The organism is Streptococcus sp. 10824 (assembly GCF_013276595.1).
In the GTDB taxonomy this organism is placed as follows: domain Bacteria; phylum Bacillota; class Bacilli; order Lactobacillales; family Streptococcaceae; genus Streptococcus; species Streptococcus pseudopneumoniae.
Genome location: NZ_VMLH01000032.1, coordinates 43,442 through 62,489, shown reverse-complemented (window position 1 = coordinate 62,489; position 19,048 = coordinate 43,442). Strand labels below are relative to the sequence as shown.

The window sequence follows — 19,048 nt, the reverse complement described above, 5'->3', positions numbered from 1 at the left end:
TACGGCAAGGCGACGCTGACGTGGTTTGAAGAGATTTTCAAAGAGTATTAATTTCTTTATAAATTACTTCCATCCCACGCTTAACAGCTGGACGATTGGCAATTTTTTCTGCCCATTTTACTAAATTCTGGTAACTTGAGGCATCCAAGAATTTTGCAGAACCTTGGTAAAGTTTTCCTTGAACTAACTGTCCATACCAAGACCAGATGGCAATATCTGCAATCGTATAGTCATTGCCTGCAATATAAGGTTTCTGAGCCAATTCCTTATCCAATAAATCCAACTGGCGTTTCACTTCCATCGTAAAACGGTTAATAGGATATTCCAATTTTTCAGGGGCATAATTGAAGAAATGTCCAAATCCCCCACCTAGAAAAGGTGCTGCACCTGCTTGCCAGAATAGCCAATTCAAAACTTCTACCTTTTCCACAGGATTACTTGGTAAAAAAGTTCCAAATTTCTCAGCAAGGTAAAGAAGAATATGAGCAGACTCAAAGACTCTTACATCTTCAGTACCTGACTGGTCCAATAAGGCTGGAATCTTGGAATTTGGATTGAGCTTCACAAAGTCTGATCCGAATTGATCCCCATCCATGATAGCAATCTTATACAAGTCGTAAGCCGTTTCCTTAAAACCAGCCTCTAGTAATTCTTCCAATAAGATAGTGACCTTCACACCATTTGGTGTTCCCAGTGAATAAAGCTGAAAAGCTTGTTCTCCTTTTGGCAAGTTTTGTTCGAAACGGGCACCTGCTGTTGGTTTATTTAAGCCCGTAAAGGCTCCTTGATTACTAGCTTCATCCTGCCATACGGTCGGTAATTGATATGCTGACATCCGAAACCTCCCTTAAATCGCATTCTTGTCAAAACCGAGTTTGCGTTGAATAAACTTAACGATTTCGACGATGATAATCATTGAGAAGCTTCCGCCCATAACGATTCCCCATTGTGACAAGTCTAGTTTGGTTACGTGGAAGATTCCTTCAAGTGGTTCTACGACGATTGTTGCCATGAGAAGGATGAAGGATACCAAGATAGACCAGTTAAAGGTCTTAGACTTGAATGGACCAACTGTCAAGATGGATTGGTAAACAGACTTGACATTGTAGGCATGGAAGAGCTGAATCAAGCCAAGGGTTGCAAATGCCATAGTAAGGGCATCAGCATGAATGGCATGATTATCACCCACATGTACTGGATAAGCAATCGCAAGGCCATAAACACTCATAACAATAGTTGCTTGGAGTACACCTTGATAGATGATAGAACTCAAAACACCACCTGAGAAGAAGCTTGCCTTGCGTCCACGTGGTTTATGGTTCATGACACCTGGCTCAGCTGGCTCAACACCTAGAGCGATAGCTGGGAAAGTATCGGTTACCAAGTTGATCCACAAAAGATGAACTGGCTGCAAGACGTCCCAACCAAACAAGGTTGATAGGAAGATGGTTAATACTTCAGCAGTATTGGCAGAAAGTAGGTACTGAATAGTCTTTTGAATGTTTGAGAAGACCTTACGTCCTTCTTCAACTGCAACGATGATAGTCGCAAAGTTATCATCTGCAAGAATCATGTCAGAAGCCCCCTTAGAAACCTCTGTACCAGTGATTCCCATACCGATACCGATATCGGCCGTTTTCAGAGCTGGCGCATCATTGACACCGTCACCTGTCATGGCAACGACTTTACCTTGTTTTTGCCAAGCCTTGACGATACGAACCTTGTGCTCTGGAGACACACGGGCATAAACAGAGTATTGACCAACTACTTTTTCAAAGTCTTCATCTGACAGTTCATTGAGTTCAGCACCAGTTAAAACGTGGCCTTCTGTATCATTTGCGTCAATGATTCCCAATCGTTTGGCAATAGCTTCTGCAGTGTCTTGATGGTCACCTGTAATCATGATTGGACGAATTCCCGCTTCCTTAGCCACACGAACAGCCTCAGCGGCTTCAGGACGTTCAGGGTCAATCATCCCAATCAAACCAGTAAAAATTAAATCATTTTCAAGCTCTTCAGAAGTGAGATTTTCTGGAATACTATCGATAATCTTATAAGCACCTGCAAGGACACGCAAGGCTTGATGAGCCATTTCAGAATTGTTTGTATGAATGAGATTTGTAACCTTCTCATCAATCGGAGCAATATCCCCAGCCTTATCACGAAGAACACAACGTTTCAAAAGTTGGTCCGGCGCACCTTTGACTGCTACAAGGAAACGACCATCTGGCAATGGGTGAACCGTTGACATGAGCTTACGGTCAGAGTCAAATGGTAACTCAGCTACACGCGGATATTTCTCTAAGAAACCTTTAACATCGTAGCCCTTGTCCAAGGCATATTGGATGAAGGCTGTTTCTGTTGGATCACCAATCAGGTTTCCTTCCACATCGATTTTCGTATCATTAGCCAAGACAACTGAACGAAGAAGGGGCATTTCAAGACCCAGTTCAATGTCGTCAGCTGAGTCATGTAGGACTGCATCGTAGAAGACTTTTTCAACGGTCATCTTGTTCATAGTCAGCGTACCAGTCTTATCAGAAGCAATGATTTCAGTTGAACCAAGTGTTTCTACTGCTGGTAACTTACGAACGATAGAGTTTCGTTTGGCCAAAACTTGAGTACCAAGGGCAAGAACGATAGTCACGATAGCTGGGAGCCCTTCTGGGATGGCTGCAACAGCAAGGGCAACAGAGGTCATCAACTCACCAAGTGGATTTTTCCCTTGAATGAAAACACCCACTACAAAAGTAACAAGGGCAATGACCAAAATTGCATAGGTCAAGACCTTAGAAAGGTTGTTCAAGTTTTGTTTGAGTGGTGTATCCGTCTCATCCGCATCTTGAAGCATGCCAGCAATATGACCAACTTCCGTGTACATACCTGTATTGACAACAACACCAAGACCACGACCATAAGTCACATTTGAGTTTTGGAAGGCCATATTGACACGGTCACCAATACCAGCATCTGCAGCAAGCTCGACTGACAAGTCTTTTTCGACTGGCACAGACTCACCTGTCAAAGCAGCTTCTTCAATTTTAAGAGAGTTGGCTTCTAGCAAACGTAGGTCTGCAGGTACTACATCACCAACTTCGAGAGCGACGATATCACCTGGAACCAATTCTTTAGAATCAATCTCAGCCATATGACCATCACGCAGAACGCGAGCAGCTGGACTAGACATGGATTTGAGAGCTTCGATAGCTTCTTCTGCTTTCCCTTCTTGGTAAACACCAAAGGCAGCGTTAATGATAACCACAGCTAGGATGATAATGGCATCAGCGATATCTTCCCCTCCAGAAGTCACGACTGACAAAATAGCTGCCGCAACTAGGATGATAATCATCAAATCCTTAAATTGCTCGATGAATTTGACCAGGATTGATCGTTTCTCGCCTTCTTCGAGTTCATTGTGGCCAAATTCTGCAAGGCGCTTTTCCGCCTCACTTGATGACAAACCTTGCTCGGTCGCATCCACAGCCTTCAAGACCTCTTCAGGACTCTGAGTGTAAAACGCTTGGCGTTTTTGTTCTTTTGACATGTGTCTCCTCCTTGACATTGTGTGCAAAACAGACTCTCTTTTCCCTCATCGTATCTTTTCACGACAAACAAAAAGAGACCTGTTAATCATAACAAGTCTCGCTGTTTAAGATAGTGCCGGAAAACATACTTTTCAGTATAAAATTCGGAATGACGACACTATCACAGGTTTCTGCCAGCTACTCCCTTGAGTAGTACTATTATACCAAATTTTGAAAAATTTTCAAAGAGTAAAAACTGCCTTGTTTGAATTTTCCCTTGAAAACCAGTATAATGGTAGAATGTTATGTGACTAGAAAGGAAGTTGAATGAAGCAATCTATTTCAAATCTCAAGTTGGCTGAGCGTGGGGCCATTATCAGCATTTCAACCTATTTGATCTTGTCTGCGGCCAAATTGGCAACTGGTCATCTTCTTCATTCATCCAGTTTGGTGGCTGATGGTTTTAACAACGTCTCGGACATCATTGGAAATGTTGCCCTCTTGATTGGGATTCGTATGGCGCGCCAACCTGCAGACCGTGACCACCGTTTTGGTCATTGGAAGATTGAGGATTTGGCTAGCTTGATCACCTCCATCATCATGTTCTATGTTGGCTTTGATGTGCTGAGGGATACCATTCAAAAGATTCTCAGTCAGGAAGAAACGGTCATTGATCCTCTTGGTGCAACTCTTGGAATCATTTCTGCAACGATTATGTTTCTAGTTTATCTCTACAATACTCGCCTCAGTAAAAAATCCAACTCCAAAGCACTGAAGACCGCAGCAAAGGACAATCTTTCTGATGCTGTTACCTCACTTGGTACTACTATTGCCATCCTAGCTAGCAGTTTCAATTATCCCATTGTGGATAAACTGGTTGCCATTATCATCACTTTCTTTATCTTGAAAACTGCCTATGATATCTTTATCGAGTCTTCCTTTAGTCTTTCAGATGGTTTTGACGACCGTCTGCTGGAAGACTACCAAAAAGCTATTATGGAAATTCCCAAAATTAGCAAGGTTAAATCACAAAGAGGTCGTACCTACGGCAGCAATATTTACTTGGATATCACTCTTGAAATGAATCCTGACCTGTCGGTTTTTGAGAGTCATGAAATCGCGGATCAGGTTGAGTCTATGCTAGAAGAACGATTTGGTGTTTTTGATACTGATATCCACATCGAACCTGCTCCCATTCCTGAGGATGAAGTTTTAGACAATGTCTATAAAAAATTGCTCATGCGCGAACAATTGATTGATCAGGGAAATCAACTGGAGGAACTCTTGGCTGACGATTTTGTCTATATTCGACAAGATGGAGAACAGATGGATAAAGAGGCTTATAAGGCCGAAAAAGACTTGAATTCAGCTATCAAGGACATCCAAATCACTTCCATCAGCCAGAAGACCAAACTCATCTGCTATGAATTAGATGGCATCGTCCATACCAGTATCTGGCGACGCCACGAAACTTGGCAAAATATCTTTCATCAAGAGACCAAAAAAGAATAGAGAAATCCTGTCCATGAGACGGGATTTTTCTATTCTTCTAGTTATCAAATTCACTTAGGTATTCATAGCGTTCGTATTTTTCAAGGAGTGCTTCGTTTTTATCATCCAGTTCTTTTTGAAGAGTAGCCAGCTTACCAAAGTCGGATCCGTTGGCCTGCATCTCCTCTTCAATAGCAGCGATACGGTTTTCCAAGGCTTCAATATCACCTTCAATACTTGCCCACTCCTGCTTTTCTTGGTAAGTCATGCGTTTCTTGTCTTCACGGACCTTGATCACTTTCTCCTTTTCGGCCTTTTGCACTTGATTGGCCATCTCTGTTTCAAAGGATTTTTCATCAAGATAGTCGGTATAATGACCAAAGAAAGGACGAATCTTGCCATCCTCAAAAGCGAGAATCTTAGTCGCTACCTTATCCAAGAAATAGCGGTCGTGACTAACAGTCAAAACTGGACCAGCAAAGCCTTGCAAGAAATTCTCCAAAACTGTCAAGGTTGCAATATCCAAATCATTGGTTGGCTCGTCTAAAAGAAGAACATTTGGTTTTTCCAAGAGCAATTTGAGAAGATAAAGACGTTTTTTCTCTCCCCCTGACAATTTCTCAATCAAGGTTCCATGCGTCGAACGTGGGAAAAGGAACTGCTCCAGCAACTCAGCGATGGAAGTCGTAGAACCACCACTGGTCTTGACCTCTTCTGCCACTTCCTGCAGGTAATTGATCACTCGCTTGCTTTCATCCAAGTCCTCAATTTGCTGAGAGAAATAGGCGATGCGAACAGTTTTCCCAATCACAACTTGACCTGCTGTCGGCTCAAGACTTCCTGCAATCAGGTTAAGTAGGGTTGATTTTCCAACACCATTGTCCCCAACGATACCGATACGGTCTTTAGCCTGCACCAAAAGATTAAAATCTTGCAAAATAGGCTTGTTTTCATAGGCAAAGGAAACATCCTGAAACTCTATGACTTTCTTACCAATACGACTGGTTTCAAAGTTCATGGTCAAGTCTGTCTCAGCAGTATTGCCTGAAACTTCCTTTTTCAGGTCGTGAAAACGATTGATACGAGCCTGCTGCTTGGTCGCACGCGCCTGCGGTTGTCTACGCATCCAGGCCAATTCTTGCTTATAAAGTTGTTCCTTTTTGTGAAGAAGAGCCGCGTCGCGCTCATCCTGTTCCGCCTTTAGGCGAACATAGTCCTGATAATTGCCCTGATATTCTGTTAAGCCTGCTCGGTCCAACTCGAAAATCCGTGTTGACAAAGCGTCTAGGAAATAACGATCGTGAGTGATAAAGAGAACTGTCTTCTTAGAATTTTTTAAAAAGAGGGTCAGCCACTCAATAGTCGCAATGTCCAGATGGTTGGTCGGCTCATCCAAAAGCAAGAGGTCGTGATTGCCAAGTAAAACTTGCGCCAACTGGACCCGTCTTCTTAGACCACCTGACAATTCCCCAACAGGAGTGGATAAGTCCTGAATACCCAGCTTGCTAAGGACAGTCTTTACCTGACTCTCAATTTCCCAAGCTTGGAGAGAGTCCATTTCTGCCATGACCCGTTCCAAATGCGCCTGCTTGTCCTCACTGTAGTTGAGCATAATCAACTCATACTCACGAATAAGCTGGATTTCCTTTAGTTCACTAGATAGAACCGTATCCAAGACCGTCTTGCTATCATCAAAATCAGGGTCTTGAGTCAAGTAACCAATCTGGTAATCATTCTTAGCTGAAAAAGGACTAACATCCCCATCAAAGCCAGAAACACCAGAAAGGACATCCAAAAGGGTGGTCTTCCCTGTTCCATTGACACCAATTAAACCAATTCTGTCTAGGTCATGGATGATAAAGGAAATATCCTTAAAAACGGTCTTATCACCGACGGATTTACTTAGTTTTTCAACAATAAAATCACTCATTTTTTCTCCCTCAGATAAGCATGGATGGCTTGACGGTCATTTTCCAATTCTCCATCGACAATGGCATACTCAATCTCTGTTAAAATCTCTCCTAAGTCAGGTCCTGGGTGATAGCCATATTCCTTAATCAAAATGCCACCATTAATCTGAATTTCTTTCTTGTCATGAATGGTCAAACTCTGATAGGTTTCTGTGATGGCTTGTGGGTTGACTGGTTTCCCTTGGGCCTGACGAAGATTTTCAGCCTGTAAAAGCAACTCCAAGTCAAAGCGGTAACAATCGCGCTTGCTCAATTCTCCCTTTTCACGCAGAGCCAAAATAGTCAGCAAATCCTGAACTTGCTTGGCAAACTGGCGTGAGGTCTTCCAAGCCTTCAAAAATGGCTGCGCATTTTCAATCTCCAAAGCCCACAAAAGAGCTGCCCAGGCTTGTTCAGAGGATTCAAAGGTGAAATTAGCCTCCAAATCAAACAGTCTGTTGAGCTTGTCTTGGCTAGATGCCATATCAGGGAGATAGTCATAAGCTTGACTCTCAATCATGGAAGCCAAACCCCTTCTCCAAAATGGAGCCAGCAAGAGTTTATCAAACTCGACGAAGGTACGCTCTACAGAAATTTTCTCCAAAAGCGGCGTCAAGGTCTTCATAGCTTTAAATGTTTCTGGCTCAAGTTCAAAGCCAAGGCTGGCCTGAAAACGGAAACCACGCATAATCCGCAGAGCATCTTCGTTAAAACGCTCACTAGCTACTCCAACTGCTCGCAAGACTTGGTTTTCCAAATCCTCTAAACCATGAAACAAGTCAATGATTTCCCCTGTCTCATCCAAGGCAAAGGCGTTGACTGTAAAATCACGGCGCTTAAGGTCTTCTTCCAGTGAACGCACAAAGGAAACCGCGCTGGGTCTACGATAGTCCACATAGACATCTTCTGTCCGAAAAGTAGTCACCTCATACTCCTCGTCCCCATCTAAAACCAAGACGGTTCCATGCTCGATTCCGATATCGGCTGTTCGCGGAAAAATCTGCTTGGTTTCTTCTGGATAAGAAGACGTTGCGATATCCACATCATGGATAGGGCGATTGAGAAGAGCATCTCGAACAGAACCCCCAACAAAATAAGCTTCAAAACCTGCTTCTTTAATTTTTTCTAATACTGGTAAAGCCTTCTGAAATTCAGAAGGCATTTGCGTTAATCTCATAATAAGTGTTCTAATCCATAGACAAGCTCATGACGCTTGACAACTTCTTTAATTCCCAAATTGACCCCTGTCATGAAGGAGCTGCGATCATAGGAGTCATGACGGAGGGTCAATCCTTCTCCCTGATTACCAAAGATGACTTCTTGATGAGCTACCAAGCCTGGTAAACGAACTGAGTGAATCCGCATGCCATCAAAGTCAGCACCACGGGCACCTGCAATCAATTCTTCTTCATCAGGCGCACCTTGCTGAATGGACTCTCGAACTTCTGCCATTAACTCAGCCGTTTTAATAGCTGTTCCACTCGGAGCATCCTTTTTCTTGTCATGATGGAGCTCGATAATCTCCACATTGGGGAAATATTTAGCAGCCTGCCTTGCAAATTGCATAAGCAAGACAGCACCCAAGGCAAAATTTGGAGCGATCAAGCCACCCAAATCTTGGGCACGAGAAAATACTTTTAGCTCTGTAATTTCTTCACTCGTGAAACCAGTCGTTCCAACTACTGGAGCAAAGCCATTTTCAAGAGCAAAACGTGTATTTTCGTAGGCAACAGCTGGAGTTGTAAAATCTACCCAAACATCCGCTTCAAAGCCTGCTAAATCAGCCTTATCCTTGAAAACAGGAATTCCCTGCCATTCTGACTCAGACTCAAAAGGATCCAAAACTGCTACCAAGTCCAAGTCTGGATCAGCCAAGACCATCTGACAAGCAGCTTGACCCATCTTTCCCTTAAAACCAGCAATAATTACTCGAATACTCATCTCTACTCCTGTCTAAGATACAAGGCCTGTAAGAACACAAAGTGAAAATAGGAATTCTGATCAAGAAGTGTCTACTCCTTGGAAGAACTATCTTTTTCACACAGGATCCCAGGCGTGTTCAATTATCAAGATACAAAGGACCTTAGCTGCCCATGAAAAATAGGGAATGACGCTGACTTGCCACGAAAGGCAAGACAGGCATCTTTTTTCAAGAGGCAGGTAGTCCGTGTTCAATTGCTAAGATACAAGGCATCTTGACTAGTCTAAAAGTGCCAACTAAATCACTGGAATATAACCTAGAGCAATACTTCCTGCTCCTAGGTGGGTTCCAATGACACTACCAAATGTAGCTAGTGAAATATCCGTACCCACTCCAGATTCAATCAAGTGGTGACGCAATTCTTCAGCCTTTTCAGGAGCATTCCCATGAATGACAATGACCCGATATTGGCCTGAAGCCGTTGTTTCCTTGATGATTTCAATCAAGCGCTTGGTTGCTTTCTTTTCCGTACGAACTTTTTCGTAAACTTCAATCACACCTTGATCGTTAAAATAAAGGATTGGCTTAATGCTAAGCAAATTGCCCAAAATGGCAGCCCCATTTGAAAGGCGCCCACCTTTTACCAAATGATCCAGGTCATCTACCATGATAAAAGCTGACGTACGGCTGATTTGAATAGCTAGCTTATCCTGAATGATAGCAAAATCATCGCCCTGATCTCGCCAGTTAAAGACGCTTTCAACCATGATGCCTAGGGGAGCGCTTGTAATCAAAGTGTCTGGGAAAGCAATGGTTAAACCTTCATAGTCATCCACCATATACTGAATATTTTGGTAAAAACCTGAAATTCCAGAAGATAGGAACAGCCCCAAGGCATGTGTATAACCTTGTTCTTTGAGCGAAGTTAAGATCTCATCTAACTTGGCAATACTTGGTTGACTGGTCTTAGGCAATTCAGAAGCCTGAGCCATTTTTGGGTAAAATTCCTCAGCAGTCAGATTGATGCCTTCGACATACTCCTCACCATCAATATTGACAGGAATATCCAAGACATACAAATCTTCTCTTTGCAAGGTCTCTGCACTGAGATAGGCAGAAGAATCTGTGATAACAGCTAGTTTCATATTAGAACTCCAAATTGATTCCTGGTAAGTCTAATGCAATTTCAGTTACTTCGTAAGTCAAACGGTTGAGCATATTCAAACATGGACGAGCCAAAGTTTCCACTTCTTCTTGGCTCAATTCACTTGGTTCATTGACAATACGGCCATCGATATGATTTACCTGTGAAATGGTTCCACTGATGACAAACTTATCAAATACAATCATAAATGTCAAGATGACAATCAAGGAAGTCACTTGATTTTCTTGATTATGTTGGAGCAATTGGAAGTTCACATCCACCTTAGTTTCAGGAGCTCCATTTTCATTTTCCCATTCAAAATTACGCGCATCAAAATGATACTGACTAACAAATTCTTGTTCACGTTTAAGATTCATATCTTTCTCCCTCGGCTACAATATTATAAGCTATTGTACCATAATTTTTTATTTTCATCTAGTTTTCTAAGTTTTAGTCCATCCCAATTTCAGCTCGAACTACGTCTGCGATGGTATCAACATAGTAGTCAACTTCTTCTGTGGTAGGCGCTTCTGCCATAACACGCAAGAGGGGCTCTGTTCCACTTGGGCGTACTAAGATACGACCATTCCCTGCCATTTCTTCTTCCATCTTCTCGATGATAGCCTTGATAGCTGGCACTTCCATAGCCTTTTCCTTCACGGCATTTTCCACTCGGATATTGACTAATTTTTGTGGATAGATGGTTACTTCTGCTGCCAACTCTGACAAGCTCTTACCAGTTTCCTTCATGATTTTTGTCAATTGGACAGCGGATAATTGACCATCACCTGTGGTATTGTAGTCCATCAAGATAACGTGCCCAGATTGTTCACCACCGAGGTTGTAGCCTGATTTTCGCATTTCTTCAACAACGTAGCGGTCGCCAACTGCAGTGACTACCTTGTTAATACCTTCGCGATCCAAGGCCTTGTGGAAACCAAGGTTAGACATAACAGTTGTCACAATTGTATTTTGAGCCAATTGTCCTTTTTCAGAAAGGTATTTCCCAATGATGTACATAATCTTGTCACCATCGACGATGTCGCCATTTTCATCAACAGCAATCAAACGGTCACTGTCTCCATCAAAGGCCAAACCAATAGCTGAGCCGCTTTCTTTGACCACTTCTTGAAGGGTTTCTGGGTGGGTTGAACCAACATTAAGGTTGATGTTAAGACCATCTGGTGTTTCCCCTATAACAGTCAACTGAGCACCAAGGTCTGCAAAGATTTGACGGGCACTTGTAGAAGCTGCACCATTAGCTGTATCCAAGGCAACCTTCATTCCTTCAAGAGGAGTTCCAGTTGAAACAAGGTAGCCTTCATACTTACGCAAGCCTTCTGGATAATCTACCAAGGTTCCCAAGCCTTCTGCACTTGGACGAGGAAGAGTGTCTTCCGCAGCATCTAGCAAGGCTTCAATTTCTGCTTCTTTTTCGTCATCTAGTTTGAAGCCATCACCGCCAAAGAACTTGATTCCATTATCAAGGGCTGGGTTGTGGCTAGCAGAAATCATGACACCGGCGCTTGCTCCCTCAGTTTTTACCAAGTAAGCTACTGCTGGTGTCGCCAGAACACCTAGTTTGTATACGTGAATTCCTACAGATAGAAGACCAGCTACCAAGGCAGATTCTAGCATTTCCCCTGAAATACGTGTGTCACGTCCTATAAAGACTTTCGGTGCTTCCGTTTCATGTTGACTAAGAACATAGCCTCCAAAACGTCCTAGCTTAAAAGCTAATTCTGGAGTAAGTTCTACATTAGCTTCTCCACGGACTCCATCAGTCCCAAAATATTTACCCATTTTTATAAAATCCTTTTTTCTATTTTTAATTCGTTTTTGAACTAGTTGCTTTCGTTGACGAAGATGTCTCCGATGAACTGCTTGTAGTTGAATTTGATGTGCTTGAACTTGGTGCTGCTGGTTTTGTAGTTACCTTCATTGTTGTATCAAAGGGAGTGATAACTGTCGGTAAGACAACACCATTGCGGTCGATTGCCTGCAAAGGTACTGAACCACTGTAATTACCTGTTATGTGTTCGCTAGTTGGCAAGACAGCGATAATCTTATCAATTCTATCCAATGTCTCTTGATCACTCGTAATCGACACTTCTTCATCTGACACCGTGACATTTTCAATCTGTACCCGACTATCAATTTGACTAGGGTCAATCTCTGGTACAACCTTTACCTTATCCTTCTGAGCCTTCTTCCCAATCTTGACTGTAATTTTTTGCGGAGTCGCCACAGCGGTCAGCCCATTGGGTAAATCTTCAATGCTCAAAGGAACTTCAATCGTTCCAACACTGGCATCTGTTAGGTCAGCAGTAACCTTGAATTTACGTGTGCTTTCTTGCATTTCACTAGCTAGCGATAGGCGATTTGCACCAGTCAAGACCACTGAGACTTCTGAAGCAAAACCGCTAATAAAATACTCATCACTATTATAGCGTATGTCAATAGGAACATTTGTTACTGTATTCGTATAGGTTTCCGTTTTTACCTGCCTAGCACTGGTACTGTTTTGAAAATTCGTCGCCGTAGCATAGACAAATAAGACACAAGCAAAAAAGAGTGAGGATATGATATATAAACTATTTTTTTTCATGTTTCCATCCTCCTAGCAATCGTTCTTTAAAACTAAGACCCGCTTCCTCTTTTGGAAGTAAGATTTCACGTAATTCTGTTTCAAATTCATCAAGTGTTAGGTTGTGCTTAAAGCTTCCATTATAGGTTATCGAAATTCCTCCCGTTTCCTCTGATACGACAAAAGTCAAGGCATCTGAGACTTCTGATAAACCGATAGCCGCCCGGTGTCTGGTCCCAAATTCCTTGGAAATCCCTGTGTTTTTTGTCAAGGGCAGATAGGCAGACGTCACAGCAATACGTTCTTCTTTGATAATCACCGCACCATCATGTAGGGGAGTGTTGGGAATAAAAATGTTAATGAGAAGTTCTGCAGAAATCTTAGCATCTAAGGGAATTCCTGTCGAAATATACTCCTGCAAGGTACGTACACGCTGAATAGCAACCAAGGCCCCGATTTTACGAGGACTCATGTATTCAACAGACTTAACAAAGGCACGAATCATCTGTTCCTCAGCACTAATAGGGGCATTGGAAAAGAAATCTGTCGCTCTTCCCAAACGTTCCAAACCAGTCCGAATCTCTGGAGAGAAGATAACAACCGCCGCAATAACCCCATAAGTAATAATTTGATTGATTAACCAAGAAATCGTAGTCAAGCCAATCATATTTGCAAGGATTTGAGCTAAAATAAACACCAAAACTCCACGTACCAAAATCATAATCTTGGTTCCTGCAATAGCTTTTGTAAAATGATATAAAATATAAGCAACAATCAAAATATCAATCAGATTGATAGCTATCGTCCATGGACTTGCAAACAAACTGGTCCAATATTGCAGATTGGATAATTGTTGAAAATTCATCCCTGATATCCTCCCTATCAAAACACTTTCGTCCTATTATACCATTTTCTGGCATTTTTTTCCCTATCCTAGTCCATTTTACATTGAGCAAAAATATGATAAAATAAACTGACTAGAAAAAACAAAGGAGAAACTATGTCTCAACTCTATGATATTACCATTGTAGGTGGTGGTCCTGTCGGGCTTTTTGCAGCCTTTTATGCCCACCTACGTCAAGCCAAGGTTCAAATCATTGACTCTCTTCCCCAGCTAGGTGGACAACCTGCTATTCTCTACCCTGAAAAAGAAATCCTAGACGTACCAGGTTTCCCAAACCTGACTGGAGAAGAGTTGACTAACCGATTGATTGAACAGCTAAACAGCTTTGATACCCCTATTCATCTCAACGAAACGGTTCTTGAGATTGAAAAACAAGAAGAGGGCTTTATCATTACAACTTCTAAAGGAAGTCACCTGTCTAAAACTGTTATCATCGCTATGGGTGGCGGTGCCTTCAAACCACGTCCGCTGGAACTAGAAGGCGTTGAGGGCTATGAAAATATCCACTACCACGTTTCCAACATCCAGCAATATGCTGGTAAGAAAGTGACGATTCTTGGTGGAGGAGACTCGGCTGTGGATTGGGCTTTGGCTTTTGAAAAAATCACACCAACTACCCTTGTCCACCGCAGAGATAATTTCCGTGCCTTGGAACACAGTGTCCAAGCCTTACAGGAATCATCTGTGACCATCAAGACACCATTCGTCCCTAGCCAACTCCTTGGAGATGGAAAAACGCTCGATAAACTTGAAATCACAAAAGTCAAATCTGATGAAACCGAAACGATTGACCTAGACCACCTCTTTGTCAACTATGGCTTCAAATCTTCTGTCGGTAACCTTAAAAACTGGGGTCTCGACCTCAATCGTTACAAGATTATTGTCAACAGCAAACAAGAATCTAGCCAAGCAGGTATCTATGCTATCGGTGACTGCTGCTACTATGACGGAAAAATTGACTTGATTGCGACAGGTCTCGGAGAAGCTCCAACTGCTGTCAATAATGCTATCAACTACATTGACCCAGAGCAAAAAGTACAACCAAAACACTCAACCAGTTTATAAAAAAGAACCACGAGTCACATAGGATGCGTGGTTTTATAATTCATCGGCTTTTACAAATACCTTTACATCGTTTTACTATATCTTACAATACCTTTTAAAACAGCTATATTTTGAGCTTTTAAATAAATGTTTTTACATCATTTTACAGAGGTTTACGACACTTTTGCCCCTTTTTTGCCCCCTGTTTTTTTTAAAAAACTTCATCAAAACTCTTGACTTTCTCGGTATACCGTGATATAATATAATCAAGATAAGGAAAGGGGGTGATGAAATTGAACAAAGAAGATTGGCTTAGGTTACTTGAAAAGGCAATAGACAATATTCCTGAAACGGTAACTGCTATCGCAAGTCTAGTGACCGCAATAACGGTCGCAAGGCAAAACAAAAAGCGTAAACCGAAATCCCGTCAAAGAAAAAGGTAAACGCTAAGAGGTTGGGGCGAAAGCCCCTCACACCTCTATTTTATCAAATGAAAAGAGGAAATGCAATGGTCAGCGCAATAGCTATTTTTATAATTGCAATCAATGTATATATTTATCTAAAAAACAAAAAGGACAAATAAGATGAGAAAAGTTATTCAAGAATTGCTAGACAGTTCGATGTCTACATCTACTATTTCGCAAGGTGCTGGAGTTCCATGGACTACTGTTTCTGATCTCAGAAAAGGAAAAACAAGCATGGACAAAATGGCACTTCTCACAGCGGAAAAACTTTATGAATTTGCTACAACTGATAAGCAGTGATTTCGGTCACTGTTTTTTATTTTTAACAAAACACCGTTTTTGACAATAATACACCACGATTTTCTCTCCATATTCTTCATGTAAACGCTTTTTTGAACAATAGGATTGTGATTTTGCTTTCTAATCGTTCAAAATGTGTGTTTTTGTAAAATAAAAAAACCGCAAGCCTGAGCCTGCGGTTGGTGTAATCTATTTTGAAGCCTTTCTATTTAGTCGTAATCAAACCGTCAGGCTCAATTTCAAACTCTGGCTTATCTGCCATTGTTCCGTCTGGTTTGAGGTAGTACCAGCCTGTTCCGTCTGCGGACTGGACGAAGGCGTTTGATACCATGGCACCTTCTTTACCGTCAAGATAATACCAAGTCTCCTTGTACTTGACCCATCCTGTCTTCATAGCACCCTCTACGTCGAAATAATACCACTTGTCAGCGATTTTCTTCCAGCCTGTAGCCATTTCACCTGACTGGTCAAACCAGTACCAGTTGCTGTCTGTGTGCTTCTTCCAGCGGTCTGCAAACATATAGCCTGAGCCGTCAAAGTAGTACCAAGTGCCGTTAATTTTCTCAAACTTATCTTTTGGATAAGAGCCGTCTGAGTGTACATACCAATAGCCAGTATCGTTTTTCTTCCAGCCTGCTTCAATTATCAAGCCGTTTTCAATATCCTGCTTGAACTGTTCACGGCTAATGCCCCATTTGGCTAGATATGGATACGGGTCAACGTGGTCTGAGTTGTTGTTAGGCTGGTTATTCGTACAGTATTCATGCGTCTTGATACCTGCTAGGTCATCTGTATCAAGCGTTTTAGGCAAGCCTGCTTCATCTGCTAGATTGCGTAAGAGTTCGATATACAGACGGTAGTCAGCCATGAACTCTTCTGTAGTTGAATGGCTTTCAATCAATTCAACTGCCGCATAGCTTTCCGCATTCCAACCGCCACCAACGTCCCACATTCCCTTGTTTACAGGGCCTACTTGCATGACACGACCGTTACCAACGACATGAGAGAAGAAGCCAAGCTCAGGGTTCTTTCTGTAGTGGTAGTCCGCCTCGTTCTGAGCTGTTGAGTTACGGTTGCCTGTTGAGTGGGCATGTACTTGTCTATAAGGTTGCACTCCGACTTGTGGCAAGCCTGTACGTAGTCTGCTTGTATCGATATCCATCCCTACTCCCTCCAAGCGTCATTCATCTGCTTCACGGCTGACTCCACAAAGGTGTCCAAGTCCTTGTTCGTCATGCTGATCTTATATTTGGTCAGCTCTGCACGGATTTTAGCGCGAGCCTGTGCCAGTTTTTCATCTCCCTTGTAGCCTGTTTCAGTGGCGACCTGCTCAACTGCATTGACTGCATTTTTAGCTAGGATTTCAGCGATAATAACCGCTTTCTCTCCGCCTTTACGCAAAAGGTAGTCTTTTACTGCTTTTACAATACCGCCTACTGCTACTGCTAAAAAGCCTGTCGCAAAAGCGATAATAAATTCATTAAATTGTGTCATGTGTTGTTTCCTTTCTATTCTCTATAAAACTTAACATTAACGGTACCTATATACTCCCTTAAGTTTGTACCAGTTAGATATATGACTCCTCGGTTATACATATCAGCCTGAATTCTTATTAATTTGCTATTATTGAGTTGTACATATCGTATAGCAGCAACCTTAATATCATTACCTTTAATATCAATATTGTACCCACCCCAGTACTGCCACATTCTTGTGTTTAACACTTCCAATAATAATGACGGTCCACTCGACCACACCAACCTATCGCCAATATAGCGCTTGACAATCTCTCTACTTCCTAACATGATTCTTACTCTATCTCTCATAGCTTCACCTACTTAAAAATATCGTAAATCGTGTGAGGGTCTTTGGTAGTAATAGCATCGTACTGCTCTTGCGTACCGGCCCAATAGTTGAGTGCCTGCGAACCGTTCTGATTGACAATGTTCTGACCTGGAACTCCACTTCGCCCTTGTTCACCATCGTTGACATTATCCAAATGGGTAAAAGCAGAGGCTCTCAATCCTCTGTAATTCACTTCAATGCGAACTTCAAACCAACCACCAGAACGCTGAGAAGCACTCCATGTGCCAAATTTTCCTGCTGAATCAGGGGTCTGATTTCTCAAAGAACGCCAGTTTGTATAGCCAAAACCACGGTAGTAATAATCAAGAGTATAGCCGCTCGTGACTGCTTCGCCATCGTAGAATACATCCGCAAACAAATTCAATCGGCTAGTAGAGCCATTCTTATAAGAACCCTCAATACGAACGCTGGCATTCAAACTATGCCCATTATCCCCTTTTAAGCTATCCCGTTGAGTCGGTGTCAGCGTATCGAATGATGGACGATTTTCTAAGGCGGAAATCCTAGCCTTGATGGGGATATCATTGTACAACTCCCATTTTTGGGCATAAGTAGACAAGTCTTGGTGGGAGGTCAAGTAGCCTTTCTCTTCCAGCTCCGCTTTTGTAACGAGGGTTTCTGGATGGACTTTCGGTCTACTCTCAAGGGTGTCCAGTCTTTTCTTAACCTCCCTATCCTTTAGCTCTGAGTCTTCTTTGATAGCCTTGACATCCTCACCGATTGCTCTTGCTAGATTTTCAAGGTTACTCATAGCACTCACGCTTTCGCTGCGTTATAGGTTGCGACCAAGTCAACATTGGCAATCTGGTCTACACGTCCGCTGACTTCAGTTACTTTGCCAAGAAGTGCGCTATTTTCATCTTGTCCCATACTTGTGATTTTTTCCGCGATTTCTTTCAGTGTGTCCAAATTCTCAGGCGTTCCTTCACCCAAGATTTCAGCCTTGACCTCTGATTTAGCTTGAGAGATTGCTTGGTTCATGTCAGACGTGCTGACTTTCGTTTTCAGCTCTTCGTTTACCTTTTTGTTATCTTCCCCCACTGCCTGCGCAAATGCTGTTAATTTTGTAGTATCCATTTTGTGTTACACCTTTCCTAAATTGTAATAAAAGAGTAGGTCTGGCAATTCCTGACCTACTAGGCTCTCGCCTACAGTTCTACCTGCAAGCTGTTTTTTTACTTCTTCTGCGATATCCAGCTCTTTTAAAGCATGGACTTCCTCTGTGACCAATTCTTTATCTGAGGCCACTATCTTGATATGGACAGATTTATCACTGGGGAAAACATAGCCTCCAGCCGTGATTTCCAAGCGATAACTCCCAATGGGCAAGATAGCGTCCAGATGAAAACTCACACCTTGACCGGTAACGGTTACCTGCTTCTTCCACTGGTAGCCCTCCTTGGTCAGACTGATCAGTGCCTCCTTCCCTTCCAGAGAGGAGATGACTTGGTAATCTTCGTCTAAGAGGGCAAAACCAAAGGTGGAAGCCAAGTCCCCTTGCTTAATCAGGTGCCCACCGTCAATTTGCCGCAAATTGGTCATATTGAGATTACAGACCATTCTGCACCTCTTTCTTTACTGTTTACTTTGTATCAAGGTTTTCAGTTCTCTCACATCTTCACCTAGCGATTTGACCTGTTCAGCCAGCACCAGAATAGCCTTATTTTGTTCGTCATGGTTATCCAATCTTTTGTTAGCCGACATTCGAAATTCGCGTAAGTTCTCAATGTCTTTTTCTATGGCTGTCATGCGATTTTCCTGCTTGGTTGCCCTGTCCTTCATGGAAAAGTACAAGACAACCACAGGAATCAGAGAAAAGAGAAACCGAATCAATAAGTGCTCAATCTCTGTCAT

21 protein-coding genes are annotated in these 19,048 nt (G+C 42.4%); 4 read left to right on the top strand and 17 right to left on the bottom strand.

The window, feature by feature from the left end; translation table 11 throughout:
* Nucleotides 1–37 precede the first annotated feature (37 nt).
* Complete coding sequence (yghU, locus tag HT701_RS03575; protein ID WP_001277396.1) at nt 38–835, bottom strand: glutathione-dependent disulfide-bond oxidoreductase; 798 nt, start codon at nt 833–835, stop codon at nt 38–40.
* A gap of 12 nt (nt 836–847) precedes the next feature.
* Nucleotides 848–3,544: a cation-translocating P-type ATPase gene (locus HT701_RS03570; RefSeq protein WP_172931225.1), complete on the bottom strand. Its 2,697-nt coding sequence runs from the start codon at nt 3,542–3,544 to the stop codon at nt 848–850.
* A gap of 307 nt (nt 3,545–3,851) precedes the next feature.
* Between HT701_RS03570 and mntE the strand changes: the two genes are divergently transcribed.
* Nucleotides 3,852–5,036, top strand: coding sequence for a CDF family manganese efflux transporter MntE (gene mntE / locus HT701_RS03565; RefSeq protein WP_172931224.1), 1,185 nt, complete (start codon nt 3,852–3,854; stop codon nt 5,034–5,036).
* A gap of 37 nt (nt 5,037–5,073) precedes the next feature.
* Here mntE and HT701_RS03560 read toward each other — a convergent pair whose 3' ends face one another.
* The 8 genes from HT701_RS03560 to cdaA all read right to left on the bottom strand — a co-directional run bounded on the left by HT701_RS03560 (nt 5,074) and on the right by cdaA (nt 13,481).
* The gene (locus HT701_RS03560; RefSeq protein ID WP_172931223.1) at nt 5,074–6,945 is read right to left on the bottom strand and encodes an ABC-F family ATP-binding cassette domain-containing protein; all 1,872 of its coding nucleotides are present in this window, start codon (nt 6,943–6,945) and stop codon (nt 5,074–5,076) included.
* On the bottom strand, nt 6,942–8,141 hold the full coding sequence (locus HT701_RS03555; protein ID WP_119919620.1) for a CCA tRNA nucleotidyltransferase: 1,200 nt from the start codon (nt 8,139–8,141) through the stop codon (nt 6,942–6,944). The genes HT701_RS03560 and HT701_RS03555 overlap by 4 nt, the downstream gene beginning before the upstream one ends.
* Complete coding sequence (dapB, locus tag HT701_RS03550) at nt 8,138–8,905, bottom strand: 4-hydroxy-tetrahydrodipicolinate reductase (protein WP_000027869.1); 768 nt, start codon at nt 8,903–8,905, stop codon at nt 8,138–8,140. Before dapB ends, HT701_RS03555 begins: the two co-directional genes overlap by 4 nt.
* A gap of 276 nt (nt 8,906–9,181) precedes the next feature.
* A complete protein-coding gene (locus tag HT701_RS03545; protein ID WP_000762177.1) occupies nt 9,182–10,030 on the bottom strand; it encodes a DegV family protein in 849 nt (282 codons plus the stop codon).
* Between the two features lies 1 nt (nt 10,031).
* Nucleotides 10,032–10,406 carry a DUF1149 family protein gene (locus HT701_RS03540; protein WP_001050094.1) on the bottom strand — a complete coding sequence of 125 codons (375 nt, stop codon included), beginning with the start codon at nt 10,404–10,406 and terminating at the stop codon, nt 10,032–10,034.
* Nucleotides 10,407–10,479: 73 nt separating this feature from the next.
* A complete protein-coding gene (glmM, locus tag HT701_RS03535; protein ID WP_100104670.1) occupies nt 10,480–11,832 on the bottom strand; it encodes a phosphoglucosamine mutase in 1,353 nt (450 codons plus the stop codon).
* 25 nt (nt 11,833–11,857) lie between these two features.
* Nucleotides 11,858–12,637 carry a CdaR family protein gene (locus HT701_RS03530; protein WP_000742288.1) on the bottom strand — a complete coding sequence of 260 codons (780 nt, stop codon included), beginning with the start codon at nt 12,635–12,637 and terminating at the stop codon, nt 11,858–11,860.
* Nucleotides 12,624–13,481 (bottom strand): diadenylate cyclase CdaA, encoded by an 858-nt coding sequence (gene cdaA / locus HT701_RS03525; protein WP_001011065.1) that lies wholly within the window; start codon nt 13,479–13,481, stop codon nt 12,624–12,626. The genes HT701_RS03530 and cdaA overlap by 14 nt, the downstream gene beginning before the upstream one ends.
* 135 nt (nt 13,482–13,616) lie before the next feature.
* On the opposite strand from cdaA, the gene HT701_RS03520 reads away from it, so the two are divergent.
* The 3 genes from HT701_RS03520 (at nt 13,617) to HT701_RS03510 (ending at nt 15,328) form a co-directional block, all read left to right on the top strand.
* Nucleotides 13,617–14,585, top strand: a complete 969-nt coding sequence (locus tag HT701_RS03520) for an NAD(P)/FAD-dependent oxidoreductase (protein ID WP_000081021.1) — start codon at nt 13,617–13,619, stop codon at nt 14,583–14,585.
* A gap of 272 nt (nt 14,586–14,857) precedes the next feature.
* Nucleotides 14,858–15,007 carry a hypothetical protein gene (locus tag HT701_RS03515; RefSeq protein WP_001030863.1) on the top strand — a complete coding sequence of 50 codons (150 nt, stop codon included), beginning with the start codon at nt 14,858–14,860 and terminating at the stop codon, nt 15,005–15,007.
* A gap of 141 nt (nt 15,008–15,148) precedes the next feature.
* Nucleotides 15,149–15,328: a hypothetical protein gene (locus tag HT701_RS03510; RefSeq protein WP_001233346.1), complete on the top strand. Its 180-nt coding sequence runs from the start codon at nt 15,149–15,151 to the stop codon at nt 15,326–15,328.
* A gap of 205 nt (nt 15,329–15,533) precedes the next feature.
* Here HT701_RS03510 and HT701_RS03505 read toward each other — a convergent pair whose 3' ends face one another.
* Genes HT701_RS03505 through HT701_RS03475 form a run of 7 tightly spaced genes read right to left on the bottom strand, consistent with a single transcriptional unit; the run spans nt 15,534 to nt 19,048 of the window.
* On the bottom strand, nt 15,534–16,490 hold the full coding sequence (locus HT701_RS03505) for an N-acetylmuramoyl-L-alanine amidase family protein (protein WP_166728287.1): 957 nt from the start codon (nt 16,488–16,490) through the stop codon (nt 15,534–15,536).
* A 2-nt stretch (nt 16,491–16,492) separates the two neighbouring features.
* The gene (locus HT701_RS03500) at nt 16,493–16,822 is read right to left on the bottom strand and encodes a phage holin (protein ID WP_166728286.1); all 330 of its coding nucleotides are present in this window, start codon (nt 16,820–16,822) and stop codon (nt 16,493–16,495) included.
* A gap of 14 nt (nt 16,823–16,836) precedes the next feature.
* A complete protein-coding gene (locus HT701_RS03495) occupies nt 16,837–17,154 on the bottom strand; it encodes a hypothetical protein (protein WP_023938737.1) in 318 nt (105 codons plus the stop codon).
* Nucleotides 17,155–17,162: 8 nt separating this feature from the next.
* Nucleotides 17,163–17,945, bottom strand: a complete 783-nt coding sequence (locus tag HT701_RS03490; protein WP_000067166.1) for a hypothetical protein — start codon at nt 17,943–17,945, stop codon at nt 17,163–17,165.
* Nucleotides 17,946–17,950: 5 nt separating this feature from the next.
* On the bottom strand, nt 17,951–18,271 hold the full coding sequence (locus HT701_RS03485; protein WP_050207561.1) for a hypothetical protein: 321 nt from the start codon (nt 18,269–18,271) through the stop codon (nt 17,951–17,953).
* A gap of 6 nt (nt 18,272–18,277) precedes the next feature.
* Nucleotides 18,278–18,754 (bottom strand): hypothetical protein, encoded by a 477-nt coding sequence (locus tag HT701_RS03480; protein WP_000227062.1) that lies wholly within the window; start codon nt 18,752–18,754, stop codon nt 18,278–18,280.
* A gap of 15 nt (nt 18,755–18,769) precedes the next feature.
* Nucleotides 18,770–19,048, bottom strand: coding sequence for a hypothetical protein (locus HT701_RS03475; protein ID WP_000134981.1), 279 nt, complete (start codon nt 19,046–19,048; stop codon nt 18,770–18,772).

What these genes read in the sequence shown, in the direction of transcription:
- yghU (WP_001277396.1), bottom strand. Translation starts at nt 835, where the DNA reads ATGTCAGCATATCAATTACCGACCGTATGGCAGGATGAAGCTAGTAAT.
- HT701_RS03570 (WP_172931225.1), bottom strand. Translation starts at nt 3,544, where the DNA reads ATGTCAAAAGAACAAAAACGCCAAGCGTTTTACACTCAGAGTCCTGAA.
- mntE (WP_172931224.1), top strand. Translation starts at nt 3,852, where the DNA reads ATGAAGCAATCTATTTCAAATCTCAAGTTGGCTGAGCGTGGGGCCATT.
- HT701_RS03560 (WP_172931223.1), bottom strand. Translation starts at nt 6,945, where the DNA reads ATGAGTGATTTTATTGTTGAAAAACTAAGTAAATCCGTCGGTGATAAG.
- HT701_RS03555 (WP_119919620.1), bottom strand. Translation starts at nt 8,141, where the DNA reads ATGAGATTAACGCAAATGCCTTCTGAATTTCAGAAGGCTTTACCAGTA.
- dapB (WP_000027869.1), bottom strand. Translation starts at nt 8,905, where the DNA reads ATGAGTATTCGAGTAATTATTGCTGGTTTTAAGGGAAAGATGGGTCAA.
- HT701_RS03545 (WP_000762177.1), bottom strand. Translation starts at nt 10,030, where the DNA reads ATGAAACTAGCTGTTATCACAGATTCTTCTGCCTATCTCAGTGCAGAG.
- HT701_RS03540 (WP_001050094.1), bottom strand. Translation starts at nt 10,406, where the DNA reads ATGAATCTTAAACGTGAACAAGAATTTGTTAGTCAGTATCATTTTGAT.
- glmM (WP_100104670.1), bottom strand. Translation starts at nt 11,832, where the DNA reads ATGGGTAAATATTTTGGGACTGATGGAGTCCGTGGAGAAGCTAATGTA.
- HT701_RS03530 (WP_000742288.1), bottom strand. Translation starts at nt 12,637, where the DNA reads ATGAAAAAAAATAGTTTATATATCATATCCTCACTCTTTTTTGCTTGT.
- cdaA (WP_001011065.1), bottom strand. Translation starts at nt 13,481, where the DNA reads ATGAATTTTCAACAATTATCCAATCTGCAATATTGGACCAGTTTGTTT.
- HT701_RS03520 (WP_000081021.1), top strand. Translation starts at nt 13,617, where the DNA reads ATGTCTCAACTCTATGATATTACCATTGTAGGTGGTGGTCCTGTCGGG.
- HT701_RS03510 (WP_001233346.1), top strand. Translation starts at nt 15,149, where the DNA reads ATGAGAAAAGTTATTCAAGAATTGCTAGACAGTTCGATGTCTACATCT.
- HT701_RS03505 (WP_166728287.1), bottom strand. Translation starts at nt 16,490, where the DNA reads ATGGATATCGATACAAGCAGACTACGTACAGGCTTGCCACAAGTCGGA.
- HT701_RS03500 (WP_166728286.1), bottom strand. Translation starts at nt 16,822, where the DNA reads ATGACACAATTTAATGAATTTATTATCGCTTTTGCGACAGGCTTTTTA.
- HT701_RS03495 (WP_023938737.1), bottom strand. Translation starts at nt 17,154, where the DNA reads ATGAGAGATAGAGTAAGAATCATGTTAGGAAGTAGAGAGATTGTCAAG.
- HT701_RS03490 (WP_000067166.1), bottom strand. Translation starts at nt 17,945, where the DNA reads ATGAGTAACCTTGAAAATCTAGCAAGAGCAATCGGTGAGGATGTCAAG.
- HT701_RS03485 (WP_050207561.1), bottom strand. Translation starts at nt 18,271, where the DNA reads ATGGATACTACAAAATTAACAGCATTTGCGCAGGCAGTGGGGGAAGAT.
- HT701_RS03480 (WP_000227062.1), bottom strand. Translation starts at nt 18,754, where the DNA reads ATGGTCTGTAATCTCAATATGACCAATTTGCGGCAAATTGACGGTGGG.
- HT701_RS03475 (WP_000134981.1), bottom strand. Translation starts at nt 19,048, where the DNA reads ATGACAGAGATTGAGCACTTATTGATTCGGTTTCTCTTTTCTCTGATT.